The organism is Pseudomonas sp. MPFS, from assembly GCF_022537035.1.
GTDB classification, from domain to species: domain Bacteria; phylum Pseudomonadota; class Gammaproteobacteria; order Pseudomonadales; family Pseudomonadaceae; genus Aquipseudomonas; species Aquipseudomonas sessilinigenes.
In genome coordinates this window covers 6847143-6862712 of the sequence record NZ_CP066123.1, presented here as the reverse complement: position 1 = coordinate 6862712, position 15570 = coordinate 6847143, and the positions used below count along the sequence as shown (strand labels likewise).

The 15570-nt window shown below is 62.6% G+C and carries 16 protein-coding genes; 10 read left to right on the top strand and 6 right to left on the bottom strand.

Annotated features, from left to right (window positions below):
* Positions 1–12: 12 nt before the first annotated feature.
* Positions 13–1596 (bottom strand): ABC transporter substrate-binding protein, encoded by a 1584-nt coding sequence (locus I9018_RS31625; RefSeq protein ID WP_241108339.1) that lies wholly within the window; start codon positions 1594–1596, stop codon positions 13–15.
* 522 nt (positions 1597–2118) lie between these two features.
* On the opposite strand from I9018_RS31625, the gene rpmB reads away from it, so the two are divergent.
* Together rpmB and rpmG are read left to right on the top strand one after the other, a co-directional pair.
* Entirely contained in the window at positions 2119–2355 is a 237-nt protein-coding gene (gene rpmB / locus I9018_RS31620; protein WP_031320695.1) for a 50S ribosomal protein L28, read from the top strand.
* Positions 2356–2366: 11 nt separating this feature from the next.
* Positions 2367–2522 (top strand): 50S ribosomal protein L33, encoded by a 156-nt coding sequence (gene rpmG, locus I9018_RS31615; protein WP_003177274.1) that lies wholly within the window; start codon positions 2367–2369, stop codon positions 2520–2522.
* Between the two features lie 58 nt (positions 2523–2580).
* Here the strand turns inward: rpmG and I9018_RS31610 are convergent, their stop codons facing one another.
* Positions 2581–2943: a cupin domain-containing protein gene (locus I9018_RS31610; protein WP_068577689.1), complete on the bottom strand. Its 363-nt coding sequence runs from the start codon at positions 2941–2943 to the stop codon at positions 2581–2583.
* Between the two features lie 239 nt (positions 2944–3182).
* On the opposite strand from I9018_RS31610, the gene I9018_RS31605 reads away from it, so the two are divergent.
* Positions 3183–4676 carry an aldehyde dehydrogenase gene (locus tag I9018_RS31605; RefSeq protein WP_068577690.1) on the top strand — a complete coding sequence of 498 codons (1494 nt, stop codon included), beginning with the start codon at positions 3183–3185 and terminating at the stop codon, positions 4674–4676.
* Positions 4677–4798: 122 nt separating this feature from the next.
* Complete coding sequence (locus tag I9018_RS31600; protein ID WP_241108338.1) at positions 4799–5950, top strand: MFS transporter; 1152 nt, start codon at positions 4799–4801, stop codon at positions 5948–5950.
* Positions 5951–5953: 3 nt separating this feature from the next.
* Here I9018_RS31600 and I9018_RS31595 read toward each other — a convergent pair whose 3' ends face one another.
* Entirely contained in the window at positions 5954–7516 is a 1563-nt protein-coding gene (locus tag I9018_RS31595; RefSeq protein WP_241108337.1) for a phospholipase D family protein, read from the bottom strand.
* Positions 7517–7572: 56 nt separating this feature from the next.
* Entirely contained in the window at positions 7573–8997 is a 1425-nt protein-coding gene (locus I9018_RS31590) for a PLP-dependent aminotransferase family protein (protein WP_241108336.1), read from the bottom strand.
* A gap of 178 nt (positions 8998–9175) precedes the next feature.
* Between I9018_RS31590 and I9018_RS31585 the strand changes: the two genes are divergently transcribed.
* On the top strand, positions 9176–9421 hold the full coding sequence (locus tag I9018_RS31585; protein ID WP_068577701.1) for a DUF1127 domain-containing protein: 246 nt from the start codon (positions 9176–9178) through the stop codon (positions 9419–9421).
* A gap of 43 nt (positions 9422–9464) precedes the next feature.
* On the opposite strand, the gene I9018_RS31580 is transcribed toward I9018_RS31585, so the two are convergent.
* Positions 9465–10775 carry an FAD-binding oxidoreductase gene (locus tag I9018_RS31580; protein ID WP_241108335.1) on the bottom strand — a complete coding sequence of 437 codons (1311 nt, stop codon included), beginning with the start codon at positions 10773–10775 and terminating at the stop codon, positions 9465–9467.
* Between the two features lie 147 nt (positions 10776–10922).
* Between I9018_RS31580 and I9018_RS31575 the strand changes: the two genes are divergently transcribed.
* Positions 10923–11276, top strand: a complete 354-nt coding sequence (locus I9018_RS31575; RefSeq protein ID WP_068577704.1) for a YkgJ family cysteine cluster protein — start codon at positions 10923–10925, stop codon at positions 11274–11276.
* 6 nt (positions 11277–11282) lie between these two features.
* On the opposite strand, the gene I9018_RS31570 is transcribed toward I9018_RS31575, so the two are convergent.
* Positions 11283–11771, bottom strand: a complete 489-nt coding sequence (locus I9018_RS31570; RefSeq protein WP_011064210.1) for an Lrp/AsnC ligand binding domain-containing protein — start codon at positions 11769–11771, stop codon at positions 11283–11285.
* A gap of 155 nt (positions 11772–11926) precedes the next feature.
* Here I9018_RS31570 and dadA point away from each other — a divergent pair, with 155 nt between their 5' ends.
* From dadA to I9018_RS31550, 4 genes are all read left to right on the top strand, one after another.
* A complete protein-coding gene (gene dadA / locus I9018_RS31565; RefSeq protein ID WP_068577706.1) occupies positions 11927–13225 on the top strand; it encodes a D-amino acid dehydrogenase in 1299 nt (432 codons plus the stop codon).
* Positions 13200–13553: a RidA family protein gene (locus I9018_RS31560; protein ID WP_068577707.1), complete on the top strand. Its 354-nt coding sequence runs from the start codon at positions 13200–13202 to the stop codon at positions 13551–13553. Before dadA ends, I9018_RS31560 begins: the two co-directional genes overlap by 26 nt.
* An 89-nt stretch (positions 13554–13642) precedes the next feature.
* Entirely contained in the window at positions 13643–14716 is a 1074-nt protein-coding gene (gene alr / locus I9018_RS31555; RefSeq protein ID WP_068577708.1) for an alanine racemase, read from the top strand.
* A 131-nt stretch (positions 14717–14847) separates the two neighbouring features.
* Positions 14848–15396, top strand: coding sequence for a cupin domain-containing protein (locus I9018_RS31550; protein WP_011064206.1), 549 nt, complete (start codon positions 14848–14850; stop codon positions 15394–15396).
* Positions 15397–15570: the final 174 nt, after the last annotated feature.

Here is a 15570-nt window from a genome sequence, read left to right as displayed (position 1 = left end):
GGCGGACTGGAGTCACTGGAGGCTGATCTTGGAGTAATCCTGTCGGCCGAACGGGCTCACCTGATAACCCTGGACCTGCTTGCGGGTCAGGGCAAGGGCGGTTGGGTGGGCCAGGGGCAGCCACAGTGCCTGCTGCTGGATCTGGATCTGGGCCTGCTGGTACAGCTTGCTGCGTACGCCCTGTTCGCTGGTGGTCTTGCCGGCGGTGATCAACTTGTCCAGGTTCTGGTCGCAATAGCGGGCGAAGTTGGTGCCGGATTTGACTGCCGCGCAGGTGAACTGTGGCGAAAGGAAGTTATCCGGGTCGCCGTTGTCGCCGGCCCAGCCCATGAACAGCAGGTCGTGCTCGCCGGCCTTGGCCCGGCGGATCAACTCGCCCCATTCGATCACGCGGATTTCCGCCTGGATCCCCACTTGTGCCAGGTCCGATTGCAGCATTTGCGCGCCCAGGCTCGGGTTGGGGTTGAGCAGGCTGCCAGAGGGGCGAGTCCAGATAGTGGTCTGGAACCCACTCTTCAGGCCGGCCTTGGCCAGCAGTTGGCGAGCCTTCTCTGGATCGAAGGCGTAGCCGGGCAGCTCTTTGGCGTAGCTCCAGGTATTAGGCGGATAGGGACCATTGGCCGCTTCGCCGGTGCCTTCGAATACCGCCTTGAGGTAATTGGCCTTGTCGAATGCCAGGTTGATCGCCTGGCGTACTTCGGGTTTGTCCAGGGGCGGGTGCTGGCTATTGATAGCAACGAAAGCCGTCATGAACGCAGCGGTGTGCTCTATCTTGAGGGTCGGGTCGGTACTGGCGGCCTGGACGTCCAGGGGTTTTGGCGACAAGGCGATCTGGCATTCGTTGCGCCGCAGTTTCTGCAGGCGCACATTGGCATCCGGGGTGATGGCGAAGATCAGCGAATCCACGGTGGGCTTGCCGGCAAAGTAGTCGCGGTTGGCCCTGTAGCGGATCGCCGCATCCTTCTGGAACCGGCTGAAGATGAATGGGCCGGTGCCGATGGGCTGGCTGTTGAGTTTCTCTGGGCTGGCGGCCTTGAGCAACTGGTCGGCGTACTCGGCCGAATAGATAGAGGCAAAGCCCATGCTCAGGGTGGCGAGGAAGGTCGAGTCGGCGTGATCCAGGGTGAAACGTACCGTCAGCGGGTCCAGGGCGTCGATCTTCCTGATCAGGCCGGGCAGTTGCAGCGATTGCGCATGGGGAAAACCGCTCTGGGCGACCTGATGCCACGGCTGTGCCGGATCGAGCATCCGTTCGAAGCTGAACTTGACGTCCTCGGCGGTGAGTTCGCGGCTGGGGGTGAAGTAGTCGGTGCGATGGAACTTCACTTTTGGATGCAGCCTGAACACGTAGGTCAGGCCGTCGCTGGAAATCTCCCAGCTGTCGGCCAGGCTGGGGACCACCTTGCCGCTGCTGGCATCGAATTCCACCAGGCGGTTCATCAATACGTCGGCGGAAGCATTGGTGGTGGTCAGCGAGTTGTATTGCACCACGTCGAAGCCTTCCGGGCTGGCTTCGGTACAGACGCTCAGCGCGGCGGCCTGGGCCAGTGGGCTCAGGAGAGGGGCGAGCAGGAGCGGGAGGGCGGCGAGACGCATGGTCGGGTTCCTTGTGCAGATCGAAAGCCCATCTGCGAGTGCAGTCTGGAATGGCCTTACCCTAGTGGCCTCGTGGAGAAATGACTATCTCCTTTTGCATCCGCCACCGATCCCTGTCGTTCGCAGTCGTGCAAGGACCGCGGCCAGGCGATCGCGCGAGGCCTTTTGGCTGTGCCGGAAAGGTCTTCCAGGAGGCGTTGTATCGCCGGTGATCCGGTTTGGTGATGGGCTGGAGGATGCTGAAAACTATTCAGCGACGAGCGGTAGTTTTATGCGGTAGCCTTTGCCGCAAGCGTCCGGCGCAAGAAATTCAGGACTTTTCGTCATCCAGAACACCACGGCTGTTGTTGCTATTGGGTCTTTCTGGTATAAAGCAGCGCTCTTTTCTAGGGGCCCGGTTCCTTGCACTTGTAGGTGTAGCCGGTAAGACCCTAAAGAAACGCGGCGCCTGGCGCCAAATGACTGAGAGATTAAGCGGCCAACCCATGCCGGGTTGGGCATGTGGTTTTAGAGGGCTGAGGCATGTCTAGAGTCTGTCAAGTTACCGGTAAGGGTCCGGTGACTGGGAATAACATTTCCCACGCAAACAACAAAACCCGTCGTCGTTTCCTGCCGAACCTGCAGCATCACCGCTTCTGGGTTGAGTCCGAGAAACGTTTCGTGCGTCTGCGCGTATCTGCCAAAGGCATGCGTATCATCGACAAGCGCGGTATCGACGCCGTTCTGGTCGACATCCGTCGCGATGGCGGCAAGGTTTAAGGGAGCTAATCATGCGTGAATTGATTCGTTTGATCTCGAGCGCCGGTACTGGTCACTTCTACACTACCGACAAGAACAAGCGTACTACTCCGGACAAAATCGAGATCAAGAAATACGATCCGGTTGTTCGTAAGCACGTGATCTACAAAGAAGGCAAAATCAAGTAATTGATTTTTCTTCTGACAAAAAAACCCGCCTTCAAGCGGGTTTTTTTGTGCCTGCGATTCAGGCTTTCTGTTCGAAGGCCACGTAGACCTTGCGGCAGGGCTCCAGCACTTCCCAGGTGCCCTTGAAGCCGGCCGGAATCACGAACCGATCGCCGGCGCGCAGGGTCTTGGCATTGCCGTCGCTGTCGCGCAGTACCGATACGCCCTGCAGGATCTCGCAGTACTCATGCTCGGTGAAGTCCACCGTCCACTGGCCCACGGCGCCTTCCCAGACTCCTGCATTGAGTTGGCCGCAGGGGCTGGCGTAGTGGTTGAGCACCGCTTGCTCGGGGTCGCCCTTGAGGATTTTTTGTGCGGCGGGCCGGTAGCGTTCGACCTCGGTGTTGGCCTGGCTGAAGTCGACGACGTTGTGGATGCTCATTCTTGTATTCCCCCGTGATTGCGGCGCGAGTGGCTATGAAGGGCAGAGTCTATGTTTATTAAAATGCACATAGCAATCCGCTTTGCCGGGGCTCTGTCAAATATATTGAAAGTGCAGGTCCCGCTGGTTTAGGGTGGCGGGTGCCTTGGGCCGAAAACAGGCTGGCCGGGCAGAATTCTTCAAGAGTGCCAGCGCCATATGCGCGGCGCTTGCATCCAAAATAAGAGGAGGCTACTCGCATGACCACCCTGACTCGTGCCGACTGGGAACAACGCGCCCGTGAACTGAAGATCGAAGGCCGCGCGTACATCAATGGTGAATACACCGCATCCGCTTCCAATCAAACGTTCGAATGCATCAGCCCAGTCGACGGCCGTGTGCTGGCCACCATCGCCAGCTGCGATGCGGCAGACGCCCAGCGCGCAGTGGAAAACGCCCGCGCCACCTTCAACTCCGGTGTCTGGTCACGCCTGGCCCCGGCCAAGCGCAAGTCGGTGATGATCCGTTTCGCCGGTTTGCTCAAGCAACATGCCCAGGAGCTGGCCCTCCTGGAGACCCTGGACATGGGCAAGCCCATCACCGACTCCCTGGAGATCGATGTCCCCGGCGCGGCGCAGGCCCTGAGCTGGAGCGGCGAGGCCATCGACAAGATCTATGACGAAGTCGCCGCAACCCCCCATGATCAGCTGGGCCTGGTCACCCGCGAGCCGGTGGGCGTAGTCGCCGCTATCGTGCCGTGGAACTTCCCGTTGATGATGGCCTGCTGGAAGCTGGGACCTGCGCTGTCCACCGGTAACTCGATAATCCTCAAGCCGTCGGAAAAGTCACCGCTGACGGCGATCCGCATTGCCGCCCTGGCGGTGGAAGCCGGGATTCCCGCCGGCGTGTTCAACGTGCTGCCAGGCTACGGCCATACCGTCGGCAAAGCCCTGGCCCTGCACATGGACGTGGATACCCTGGTTTTCACCGGCTCCACCAAGATCGCCAAGCAACTGCTGGTTTACTCCGGCGAGTCGAACATGAAGCGCGTCTGGCTCGAGGCGGGCGGCAAGAGCCCGAACATCGTGTTCGCCGATGCCCCGGACCTGCAGGCCGCCGCCGAGTCGGCAGCCAGCGCCATCGCCTTCAACCAGGGCGAAGTCTGCACCGCAGGTTCCCGCCTGCTGGTGGAGCGCTCCATCAAGGACAAATTCCTGCCGCTGGTAATCGACGCCCTCAAGGGCTGGAAACCGGGCAACCCGCTGGACCCGGCCACCAATGTCGGGGCGCTGGTGGATACCCAGCAGATGAACACCGTGCTGTCCTACATCGAGGCCGGTCATGCCGATGGTGCCAAGCTGGTGGTCGGTGGCAAGCGCACCCTGGAAGAAACCGGCGGCACCTATGTCGAGCCGACGATCTTCGACGGTGTCAGCAATGCGATGAAGATCGCCCAGGAAGAAATCTTCGGTCCGGTGCTGTCGGTCATTGCCTTCGATACGGTGGAGGAGGCGATCCAGATCGCCAACGATACCCCTTACGGGTTGGCCGCCGCAGTGTGGACCGCGAATATCTCCAAGGCCCACCAGACCGCTCGTGCCTTGCGCGCCGGTAGTGTCTGGGTCAACCAGTACGACGGTGGCGACATGACTGCGCCGTTCGGTGGCTTCAAGCAATCGGGCAACGGTCGTGACAAGTCGCTGCATGCCTTCGACAAGTACACCGAGCTGAAGGCGACCTGGATCAAGCTCTGAATCCTCGCCAGTAAGCCCGCCCCTCAAGGGGCGATCGATCGCAGCGCAGCCGGACTCTCCGCATGGGGAGTCCGGCTGTGTTGTCTATGCCTTGCAGAACAATGATCCACAGGAGCGTGGAAATGCGTTGGGCGACCTATTTCGCCGTTTTGTCCGCCGTCCTGAGCGTAGGGCTGGCCCTGGGCATGACCATGCCGCTGGTGTCCTTCCGGTTGGAAGGCTGGGGCTATGGGCCTTTTGCCATTGGCGTGGTAGCGGCGATGCCGGCTATCGGGGTGCTGCTCGGCGCGAAGGTTTCCAGTCGCCTGGCGGCTCGTCTTGGTACCGCCAACCTGATGCGCCTGTGCTTGTGGGCAGGAGCCTTGTCCATCGGCCTGCTGGCGCTGCTACCCAGCTACCCGGTATGGCTGGTGTTGCGCCTGGTCCTGGGCATGGTGCTGACCATCATCTTCGTGCTCGGGGAAAGCTGGATCAACCAACTGGTGGTGGAGCAATGGCGCGGGCGCCTGGTCGCGCTCTATGGCAGCAGCTATGCCTTGAGCCAGCTGGCCGGTCCCTTGTTGTTGGGCGTGCTGGGTACCGAGCATGACTACGGCTTCTGGGTGTCGGTGGGCTTGCTGGCGGTGGCGCCCTTGCTCCTGCTGGGTCGCAGCGGCGCACCGGCCACAGAATCATGCAGCGTGACCCTGGTGGATCTCTGGCGCTTTTGCCAGACGCTGCCGGCAATTGGCTGGGCAGTGGCGCTGTTCGCGACCTTCGAAGCGCTGATTCTCACCCTGTTGCCGGTGTATTGCCTGAGCCAGGGTTTCAGCCAGGACATCGCCCTGGCCATGGTCAGTACCGTGGTGGTGGGCGACGCCCTGCTGCAGTTGCCCGTCGGGGCCCTGGCCGATCGAGTGTCGCGGCGTGGCTTGTTCACCGGCTGCGTGGTGGTCCTGCTGTGCTCCAGCCTGGCCATTCCCCTGCTACTGGATAGCCGCTGGCTGATCTGGCCGCTGTGGGTGCTGTTCGGGGCCAGCGCGGGAGGTTTGTTCACCCTTTCGTTGATCCTGATCGGTGAACGCTATCGTGACGACGCCCTGGTTCGGGCCAATGCCCATGTGGCCCAGCTCTGGGGCATTGGCTGCCTGATCGGCCCGCTGGTGGCGGGGGCGGGCAGCCAGTGGGTCAGTGGCCATGCCATGATGCTGCTGGTGGCGGCGGGTGCCTTCGGGCTGTTGCTCCTGCTGCTGCGACAAGGCGCCTTCGGCAGTCCCCAGGCCCAGCCGTCGTAGTGGCTAGAGCATGCGTTCCAGGCCGATGCGGGTGCTCAGCCAGGCATTGATCCGACGCCACCAGTTGCCGGGTTCGTGATCCAGGCTGTGCAGCCGGCCCTGGTCCTCGGTGACCCAGGTCAGCTTGCCGTCTTCCAGCTTGACCTCGTAGCTCAGGCTCGGCGCCATCCCTTGCTGGGCCAGGTCGCGGACGTGGCCGGCCAGCTCCGGGCTGTCCACCAGCACCCCGACCTCGGTGTTCCACAGCACCGAGCGCGGGTCGAAATTGAATGAGCCGATGAAGCTCTTGCGCTGGTCGAAGATCATCGCCTTGCTGTGCAGGCTGGAGTCGGAGCCATGCAGCACGCCATGGAACAGTCGTGGGCCGCTGCCGCCACGCTCTCCGGGCTGACGGCGCAGTTCATAGAGTTTCACCCCGTGCTCCAGCAGCGCCTTGCGATAGGGCGCGTAGCCGCCATGGACCACGGGGACGTCGGTCGCCTCCAGGGAGTTGGTCAGGAGGCTCACCGAGACCCCGGCGTCGGCACGCCCAGTCAGGTACACCAGCCCGGGCTGGCCGGGGACGAAGTAGGCCGAGACCATGATCAGTTCCTTGCTGACACCCTTGAGCTCCGGTGCCAGCTGGGTGGTCAGCAGCAGGTGCGGATCGGGGTCGCCCTTGGCCAGTACCTTGGTGGGAGCGTCCCACAGGGCTTGGTTCCAGGCCCAGATCAGTTCCTTGCGCCAGGTCTGCATGCGGGGGTGGCGCTGGTAGGTCATCAGTTGGCGGTACAGGGCCTGGTTTTGCCGACGACTGTCCTGCAGTGATTCCTCCAGGCGCAGGCGAGTGTTGCGCAGGTCGTCTGCCGAGGGCGCATGGGACAGGAACTCTTCCACCGGCCGGCTCAGGGCGCTGTTCCAGTACTGGTCGAAACTGTGGCCTAGCTGTTCGGCCACCGGCCCCATGCTGAGCATGTCGATATCGGTGAAGTTCAGGTTCGGCTCGGCGTCGAAGTACTCGTCTCCAAGGTTGCGTCCGCCGACGATGGCCGCGCTGTTATCGGCCAGCCATAGCTTGTTGTGCATCCGCCGGTGTTGTTGCGAGAGGTTGAACAGGCGGCCCATGGTCCGGGTGAGGCCGGTGCTGCGCCCCAGGTGCAGTGGGTTGAACAGGCGGATCTGGATCTGTGGATGGGCGGCCAGGGTGGCGATGATCTGGTCCAGGCCGTCGCTGGTGGTGTCGTCCAGCAGGATGCGTATGCGCACGCCACGGTCGGCGGCCTGGAGCAATTCGTCCACCAGCATCCGCGTGCTGATGCCGTCATGGACGATGTAGTACTGCAAGTCGAGGCTGCTTTGCGCGTTGCGGATCAGCTCGGCGCGGGCCATGAAGGCCTCGGTGCTGTTGGGAAGCAGGCGAAAGCCAGAGCGCCCCTGGTGGGCGGCGGCCTGGTCGCGGATCGACTGGGCGAAGCCCGAGTCATTGGCAGGCAGGACCTGGCTGGGCCGGTACGGCACCTGCGAGGTGGCGCAGCCAGCCAGGAGGCCCAGCAGCAGGAGCAGGGGAAGTGCCTGTTTAGGGCTCAAGTGGGGGTATCTCGCATGACGGCACGGTTGGCATGGGTGGCGGCGAAGGCCGGGCGTCAGTCCTGGGATTGCTCCAGCAGCTTGATGACCGCGGCACCGACTTTGCGTACCGCATCTTCGATCTGCGCGGTTGGCTTGGCAGCGTAGTTCATCCGCAGGCAGTTACGATACTTGCCCGAAGCCGAAAAGATGCTGCCTACGGCGATCTGTACGCCTTGCTCCAGCAGGACACGGTTGAGCTTCAGAGCATCGAAGCTCTCGGGAAGTTCGATCCATAGCAGAAAGCTGCCTTGTGGGCGGCTGGCCCGGGTACCGGCAGGGAAGTAGCGACTGACCCAATCGAGCATCATGTCGCGGTTGCGCTGGTACTGGCTGCGCATTTTGCGCAGGTGCGGTTCGAAATGTCCTGCCTTGAGGAACTCGGCGATGGCGATCTGGGGTTGTGGGGCGGTGGAGCCGGTGCTGATGTACTTCATGTGCAGCACGCGCTCCAGGTAGCGGCCCGGCGCGACCCAGCCGATGCGCAGCCCGGGCGCCATGGTTTTCGAAAAGGAGCTGCACAGCAGGACGCGGCCGTCTTCGTCGAAGGACTTGATGGTCCGTGGGCGCGGGTAGGTGTAGGCCAGCTCGCCATACACATCGTCTTCGATGATCGCCACGTCGAAGCGCTGGGCCAGGGTCAGGAGGGCTCGCTTGCGGGCCTCGGGCATGATGTAGCCCATGGGGTTGTTGCAGTTTGGGGTCAACTGTATGGCCTTGATCGGCCACTGTTCCAGGGCCAGCTCCAGGGCTTCCAGGCTGATGCCGCTGACCGGGTCGGTGGGGATCTCCAGGGCCTTCATGCCCAGGCCCTTGAGGGTCTGCATGGCGCCGTGGAAGCTCGGCGAGTCCACGGCGACGATATCCCCGGGCTCGCAGATGGCGCGGATGCTGGTGGACAGCGCCTCGTGGCAGCCGGTGGTGACCACCAGGTCATTGGCCCCCACCTGGCAGCCGGAATCGAGCATCAGCCGTGCTATCTGCTCGCGCAGTTCCAGCACGCCGTAGATGTTGTCGTAATACAGCCCGGGCATGTCCTGTCGCCGGCTGAGCCGGGCCAGGGCCCTCAGCAGTGGCTTCATGGTCGGCGTGGTGATGTCCGGCATGCCGCGCCCCAGCTGTACGACATCCTTGCGCGGCACCGCGCGGACCAGTTCCAGCACCTGGTCCCACTGGGAAATTTCCACCGGACGCTGCGCCGGTCGTCCTACGGCGGGCAGGGCGGGCAGCTCGCGACTGTGGGGGACGAAGTACCCGGATTTGGGCTTGGGCATCGCCAGGCCGTTGTCTTCCAGCAGGCGATAGGCCTGCTGCACGGTGCTCAGGCTGACCCCATGTTCGACGCTCAGGGCGCGTACCGACGGCAAGCGATCACCCGGGCGATAGAAGCCCTGTTCGATACGGGTGCCCAGGAGTTCGGCGAGATTCACATAGAGGGTCATGGCATTGACTCGTAGTGGTGGCCGTGATGACCAGTACAGATAGGGTCTAAATACAGGATTCAGGCGTATTTCAGTGAAATCTGTATGGAGTTAATACAGGTGCTTTGGGTCTGTATTGGATTTTGCTTGCCACGCATCATGTCGGCTCATGGCAACTTGAGCAACAGGAGCAATGCAAATGAACGGCTTGAGCGATGTGCGGCTGTCGTTACACGGTCAGGAACTGGTGGCTGAACAGGAGCAAACGGCAGGAAGGGCGTCGTCGCGCTCCGCGCCGTCCTGCCTGGGCCGCTGGGGTCTGTACTGGCATCGGCTGCGTACCCGTAGAGCCTTGCTGGAGCTGTCTGCCGAGCAGTTGCGGGATGTCGGCCTGAGTCCCGACGAAGCCCGAGAGGAGGGGCTCAAGCCCTTCTGGCGCCAGTAACCGCGATCGGCCAGGGCCTGTGTGCCCTGGCCTGGGGCGGCGATCAGGCCAGCTCTTTGAGGCGGTGCCAGAGCATGCCCAGGGCCAGCAGCGGCGAGCGCAGGTGCTTGCCGCCGGGGAAGGTGATGTGCGGCACCTTGTCGAACAGATCGAACCCGCCACCGTGCTGGCCGCCGATGGCTTCTCCCAGCAGCTTGCCCGCCAGGTGCGTGGCATTCACTCCATGGCCGGAGTAGGCCTGGGCGTAATACACATTGGGCTGGTCCTTGAGGCGGCCTATCTGCGGCAAGCGGTTGGCACCGATGCCGATCATCCCACCCCACTGGTAGTCGATCTTCACGGCGGACAGCTGTGGAAAGACCTCCAGCATCTTCGGTCGCATATAGGCGGCAATGTCCTTGGGATCGCGTCCCGAGTAATGGCAGGCGCCGCCGAACAGCAGGCGTCGATCGGCCGAAAGGCGGTAGTAGTCCAGGGCTACGCGCTGGTCGCAGACGGCCATGTTCTGCGGCAATAGTTCGTGGGCCTGTTCCGGGCTCAGGGGCTCGGTGGCGATGATGTAGCTGCCGGCCGGCAGGACCTTGCCACCCAGTTGCGGGTTGAGGTCGTTGAGGTAGGCGTTGCAGCCCAGCACCAGGGTCTTGGCGCGCACCGTGCCGCGTGCCGCATGCACCTTGACCTCGGCGCCGTAGTCGATGCGGGTCACCTGCGAATGCTCGAACAGGCGCACCCCCAGCCGTTCGGCGGCCTGGGCCTCGCCCAAGGCCAGGTTCAACGGATGCAGGTGGCCGGAGCCCATGTCGACCAGGCCGCCGACGTAGCGCTTGGAGCCCACCACACTGTGCATTTCATTGGCCTGCAGCAGGCGGGTCTCGTGGCGATAGCCGAGGCTGCGCAGTTCTTCGGCCTCTTCGGCAAACCCCTCGAGTTCGGCGGGCTTGTTGGCCAGGTCGCAGTAACCCCAGGTCAGGTCGCAGGGAATCTGGAGGCGCTCGACGCGCTGGCGGACGATCTCCACCGCCTCCAGGCCCATGAGTTTCATCTGCCGCACGCCTTCGCTACCGATTACCTTGGTGAACTGTTCCAGGCCGTGACCGACGCCCCGAATCAGTTGGCCGCCGTTGCGTCCACTGGCACCCCAGCCGATCTGGCGAGCCTCCAGGAGGACCACGCTGAACCCGCGTTCGGCCAGCTCCAGTGCGGTGTTGAGCCCCGAGAAGCCGCCACCGACCACGCACACGTCTGCGATCTGCTCGCCGCTCAGGGCCGGGTAGTCCGGTTGCGGCAGGCTGCTGGCGGCGTAGTAGGAGGCGGGGTGCCGGTCGCTGGCGGCGTGCTGGAGGCTGGCGGGCATGAAGGGCGTCGTCCTGATCGGGTCTGGAAAATGCACGGAGGATAATCCGCGCCTTTCCGGCGGAGCAACCGCAGGGCGGTCGGCGCTGACCTGGCGGGGGGATTTAAGGCAGAATTAACGGCCGTCCACGCGCCTGTAGGCCTTTTAATGAGCTGTAACCGCCAGATCGTCCGTAGCCTGCGCCAGCAGATTCCTTCCTTCGAGTGTGTGCCCGGCTGCCACGACTGCTGCGGCCCGGTCACCACGTCCCCGGAAGAAATGTCCCGGCTGCCACGCAAGACCGCGGCGGAGCAGGACGCGGCCATGGCAGAGCTCGACTGTGTGCACCTGGGGCCCGAAGGCTGCACGGTGTATGACGAGCGTCCGCTGATCTGCCGCTTGTTCGGCACCACGCCGAGCCTGCCATGCCCCAATGGCCGGCGCCCGGTGGAGCTGATCCATCCGCAGGTCGAGAAGCAGATCCACGACTACATGGCCAGCCAGCGCCAGGTGCTGGTCTAGCCCTCTTCAGTCGGGAATCGGCAGGCTCAGGCTTTCCTTCACTTCTTCCATCACGATGTAGCTCTTGGATTCGCGGACGTGGGGCAGCTTGAGCAGGATGTCCCCCAGGAGCTTGCGATACGAAGCCATTTCAGAAATCCGCGCCTTGACCAGGTAGTCGAAGTCGCCGGATACCAGGTGGCACTCCAGCACATGGGGCAGCTTGAGCACCGCCCGGCGGAACTCCTCGAAGGTGTCGCCGGACTTGTAGTCCAGGCTGATCTCGACGAAGACCAGCAGGCTGCCCTTGAGGTGCTGCGGGTTGAGGCGAGCGTTGTAGCCCATGATGATCCCCTCGCGCTCCAGGCGCCGCACCCGTTCGGTGCAGGGCGTGGTGGAGAGCCCGACCCGTTCCCCCAGCTCGGTGAAGGAAATGCGTCCGTCGGCCTGCAGGATGCGCAAGATGTTGCGGTCGATCTTGTCCAGGGCGCGGCGGGTCTGGTGGTTGGTTCTCATAGGGGATGCCCCTCCGTGAAAAGCGATATTGCCGAGAATTCTCGCCAAATATAGGCGGTTATATAGTGAAAATCACTGCCTGATGTTTCTTACACTGCGCGCATCTTTGCTTCGAATAACAACCGGCGGCGGTCAGCCGCGATGAGGATATGAAAATGCGCGTTCTGGTCTTGGGCAGTGGCGTTATCGGAACCACCAGTGCCTACTATCTGGCTCAAGCCGGATTCGAAGTGACCGTGGTGGACCGTCAGCCTGCCGTTGCCATGGAAACCAGCTTCGCCAACGCCGGCCAGGTATCGCCAGGTTATGCCTCGCCCTGGGCCGCTCCGGGTGTTCCGCTCAAGGCCATCAAGTGGCTGTTGCAGCGCCATGCGCCGCTGGCGATCAAGGCCACCACCAGCATGGATCAATACCTGTGGATGGCGCAGATGCTGCGTAACTGCACCGCCAGCCGCTACGCCGTGAACAAAGAGCGCATGGTGCGCTTGTCCGAATACAGCCGTGACTGCCTCGACGAACTGCGGGCGGAGACCGGCATCGCCTATGAAGGCCGCAGCCTGGGCACCACTCAATTGTTCCGTACCCAGGCACAACTCGACGGTGCGGCCAAGGACATCGCCGTGCTCAAGGAGTCCGGTGTGCCTTTCGAATTGCTGGATCGCGACGGTATCGCCCGGGTCGAGCCGGCCCTGGCCAGCGTCACCGATATCCTCGCCGGTGCCCTGCGCTTGCCCAACGACCAGACCGGCGACTGCCAGATGTTCACCACTCGGTTGGCGGAGATGGCCACCAAGCTGGGCGTCGAGTTCCGTTTTGGCCAGGACATCCAGCGCCTGGATTTTGCCGGTGATCGGATCAACGGTGTGTGGATCGACGGCAAGCTGGAAACCGCCGACCGCTACGTGCTGGCGCTGGGCAGCTATTCACCGCAATTGCTCAAGCCGCTGGGCATCAAGGCTCCGGTCTACCCGCTCAAGGGCTACTCGCTGACGGTGCCGATCACCAATTCGGCGATGGCCCCGACGTCCACCATCCTGGACGAAACCTACAAGGTCGCGATCACCCGTTTCGATGACCGCATCCGGGTGGGTGGCATGGCCGAGATCGCCGGTTTCGATCTTTCGCTGAACCCGCGCCGGCGCGAAACGCTGGAGATGATCGTCAACGATCTTTATCCTCAGGGCGGCGACCTGTCCCAGGCCAGTTTCTGGACCGGCCTGCGACCCACTACCCCGGACGGTACGCCGATCGTTGGCGCCACACCGTATCGCAACCTGTTCCTGAACACTGGCCACGGTACCCTCGGCTGGACCATGGCCTGTGGTTCGGGCCGCCTGTTGGCGGACCTGATGGCCAAGAAAAAGCCGCAGATCAGTGCCGAAGGTCTCGATATTTCCCGTTATGGCAACCCTCAGGAGTCCGCTAAGCATGCCAATCCAGCGCCAGCTCACTAATGAGCGCATGAGTCAGATCGTCGTCCACGGCGGTACGCTCTACCTGTCCGGACAGGTGGGGGACGACATGCAGGCCGGTATCGAGCAGCAGACCCGGGAAACCCTGGGTAATATCGAGCGCCTGCTGGACCTGGCGGGTACCGACAAGACCCGGTTGTTGTCGGTAACCATCTACCTGAAGGACATCGACGCCCATTTCGAAGGCATGAACAGTGTCTGGGACCAGTGGTTGCCCAAGGGTGTCGCCCCGGCCCGGGCCACGGTCCAGGCCAAGCTCTGCGAGCCGCAAATTCTCGTCGAGATGTCAGTAGTGGCCGCTGTGTCCTGAGTGACAAGATCCCTCTCCCGGCGCCGGTGGCGGTTCGCTGCCCGCCAGCGCCGGTTTTTATTCCCATGACCGCCTAGAAGTCTGCCGCCATGCGCCCTGCCCGTGCCCTGATCGATCTCCAAGCCCTGCGTCACAACTACCAACTGGCCCGTGAAGTCTCGGGCGCTCGCGCCCTTGCGGTGATCAAGGCCGATGCCTACGGCCATGGCGCGGTGCGTTGCGCCCAGGCACTGGCGGACTGCGCCGACGGCTTCGCCGTGGCCTGCATCGAAGAAGCCCTGGAGCTGCGCGCGGCGGGTATCCGTGCTCCGGTATTGCTGCTGGAGGGCTTCTTCGAGGCCTCCGAGCTGGCACTGATCGTCGAGCATGATTTCTGGTGCGTGGTGCACTCGCTGTGGCAACTGGAGGCCATCGAGCAGGCGACGCTGGCCAAGCCAGTGACCGTATGGCTCAAACTGGATTCGGGCATGCACCGGGTGGGTTTGCATCCCAAGGACTATCACGCCGCTTACCAGCGGCTGCAGGCCAGCGGCAAGGTCGAGAAAATCGTACTGATGAGCCACTTCGCCCGCGCCGACGAGCTGGATTGTCAAAGCAGCAGCGAGCAGGTCGCAGTATTCGAGGCTGCCCGCGAAGGCCTGGAGGCCGAAGTCAGCCTGCGCAACTCGCCCGCGCTCATGGGCTGGCCGGATGTGCCCAGCGACTGGGTGCGCCCGGGCATCATGCTCTACGGGGCGACGCCGTTCGAGGAAAGCAATGCGGTGGCGCAGCGCCTGCAGCCGGTCATGACCCTGGAGTCGAAGGTGATCTGTGTGCGTGAGCTGCCTGCCGGTGAGCCTATTGGCTATGGCGCTAAGTTCATTACTGACAAGCCGATGCGCATCGGGGTGGTGGCGATGGGGTATGCCGATGGTTATCCACGCCATGCGCCAACGGGGACCCCGGTGCTGGTCGCTGGCCAGCGCAGCCGCCTGTTGGGGCGGGTTTCTATGGACATGCTGTGCATCGACCTGACCGATGTGCCCCAGGCCGGCCTGGGGTCGACCGTAGAGTTGTGGGGCAAGAACATCCTGGCCAGCGATGTGGCCCTGGCTGCAGGGACCATTCCTTACCAGTTCTTCTGCAACCTGCGCCGGGTACCGTTGGTGTACTGCGAAGGCTGAGATGGCGCGAGCTGTGCCGAAAGTCGCCTATCCTGGGGGAATCCGGGCCAAGTGTTGTAAATACTGAACGCTGTCGCCATGATAACGCTCGATTACAACAACGCCTGATTCCCGCCTAGGAGACTGCCGCATTGGACGTCGGTGAACGACTGCAATCCATCCGTAAACTGAAAGGTCTTTCCCAGCGTGAACTCGCCAAGCGTGCGGGCGTCACCAACAGCACCATTTCAATGATCGAAAAAAACAGTGTCAGCCCTTCGATCAGTTCGTTGCGCAAGGTGTTGGGCGGTATTCCCATGTCCATGGTGGAGTTCTTTTCCGAAGAGGTCCTCCAGGAAACACCTTCTCAGATCGTCTACAAGGCTCATGAACTGATCGACATCTCCGATGGTGCCGTGACCATGAAGCTGGTGGGGCGGGCCCATCCGAGCCGCGCGATTGCCTTTCTCAACGAGATCTATCCGCCCGGTGCCGACACTGGCGAAGAGATGCTCACCCATGATGGCGAGGAAACCGGAATCCTGCTCGAAGGCCGCCTGGAGTTGGTGGTCGGTCTGGAGACATTTGTCCTGGAAGCCGGTGACAGCTACTACTTCGAAAGCACCAAGCCACACCGTTTCCGTAACCCATTCGATGTTCCGGCGCGACTAATCAGCGCAGCCACGCCAGCCAACTTCTAGGTTTAGAGGCGTCCTGCAAGGTTTGCAGAGAGTCCTCCAGCGACATTTCGCCGCGATCAAGACCCCTTCGACTTTGGGGTTGTTTCAGTGTGACGGGCTAACCGTTATACTTTCGCCCGCCTGCGAAACCGTGGCCGCAGGCGTGACTAGCCACCATTGAGGGTGTACGCGTGA

Bases quoted from the DNA above. Each gene is read 5' to 3' on its own strand.
- I9018_RS31625 (WP_241108339.1), bottom strand. From the start codon at position 1,596: ATGCGTCTCGCCGCCCTCCCGCTCCTGCTCGCCCCTCTCCTGAGCCCA.
- rpmB (WP_031320695.1), top strand. From the start codon at position 2,119: ATGTCTAGAGTCTGTCAAGTTACCGGTAAGGGTCCGGTGACTGGGAAT.
- rpmG (WP_003177274.1), top strand. From the start codon at position 2,367: ATGCGTGAATTGATTCGTTTGATCTCGAGCGCCGGTACTGGTCACTTC.
- I9018_RS31610 (WP_068577689.1), bottom strand. From the start codon at position 2,943: ATGAGCATCCACAACGTCGTCGACTTCAGCCAGGCCAACACCGAGGTC.
- I9018_RS31605 (WP_068577690.1), top strand. From the start codon at position 3,183: ATGACCACCCTGACTCGTGCCGACTGGGAACAACGCGCCCGTGAACTG.
- I9018_RS31600 (WP_241108338.1), top strand. From the start codon at position 4,799: ATGCGTTGGGCGACCTATTTCGCCGTTTTGTCCGCCGTCCTGAGCGTA.
- I9018_RS31590 (WP_241108336.1), bottom strand. From the start codon at position 8,997: ATGACCCTCTATGTGAATCTCGCCGAACTCCTGGGCACCCGTATCGAA.
- I9018_RS31585 (WP_068577701.1), top strand. From the start codon at position 9,176: ATGAACGGCTTGAGCGATGTGCGGCTGTCGTTACACGGTCAGGAACTG.
- I9018_RS31580 (WP_241108335.1), bottom strand. From the start codon at position 10,775: ATGCCCGCCAGCCTCCAGCACGCCGCCAGCGACCGGCACCCCGCCTCC.
- I9018_RS31575 (WP_068577704.1), top strand. From the start codon at position 10,923: ATGAGCTGTAACCGCCAGATCGTCCGTAGCCTGCGCCAGCAGATTCCT.
- I9018_RS31570 (WP_011064210.1), bottom strand. From the start codon at position 11,771: ATGAGAACCAACCACCAGACCCGCCGCGCCCTGGACAAGATCGACCGC.
- dadA (WP_068577706.1), top strand. From the start codon at position 11,927: ATGCGCGTTCTGGTCTTGGGCAGTGGCGTTATCGGAACCACCAGTGCC.
- I9018_RS31560 (WP_068577707.1), top strand. From the start codon at position 13,200: ATGCCAATCCAGCGCCAGCTCACTAATGAGCGCATGAGTCAGATCGTC.
- alr (WP_068577708.1), top strand. From the start codon at position 13,643: ATGCGCCCTGCCCGTGCCCTGATCGATCTCCAAGCCCTGCGTCACAAC.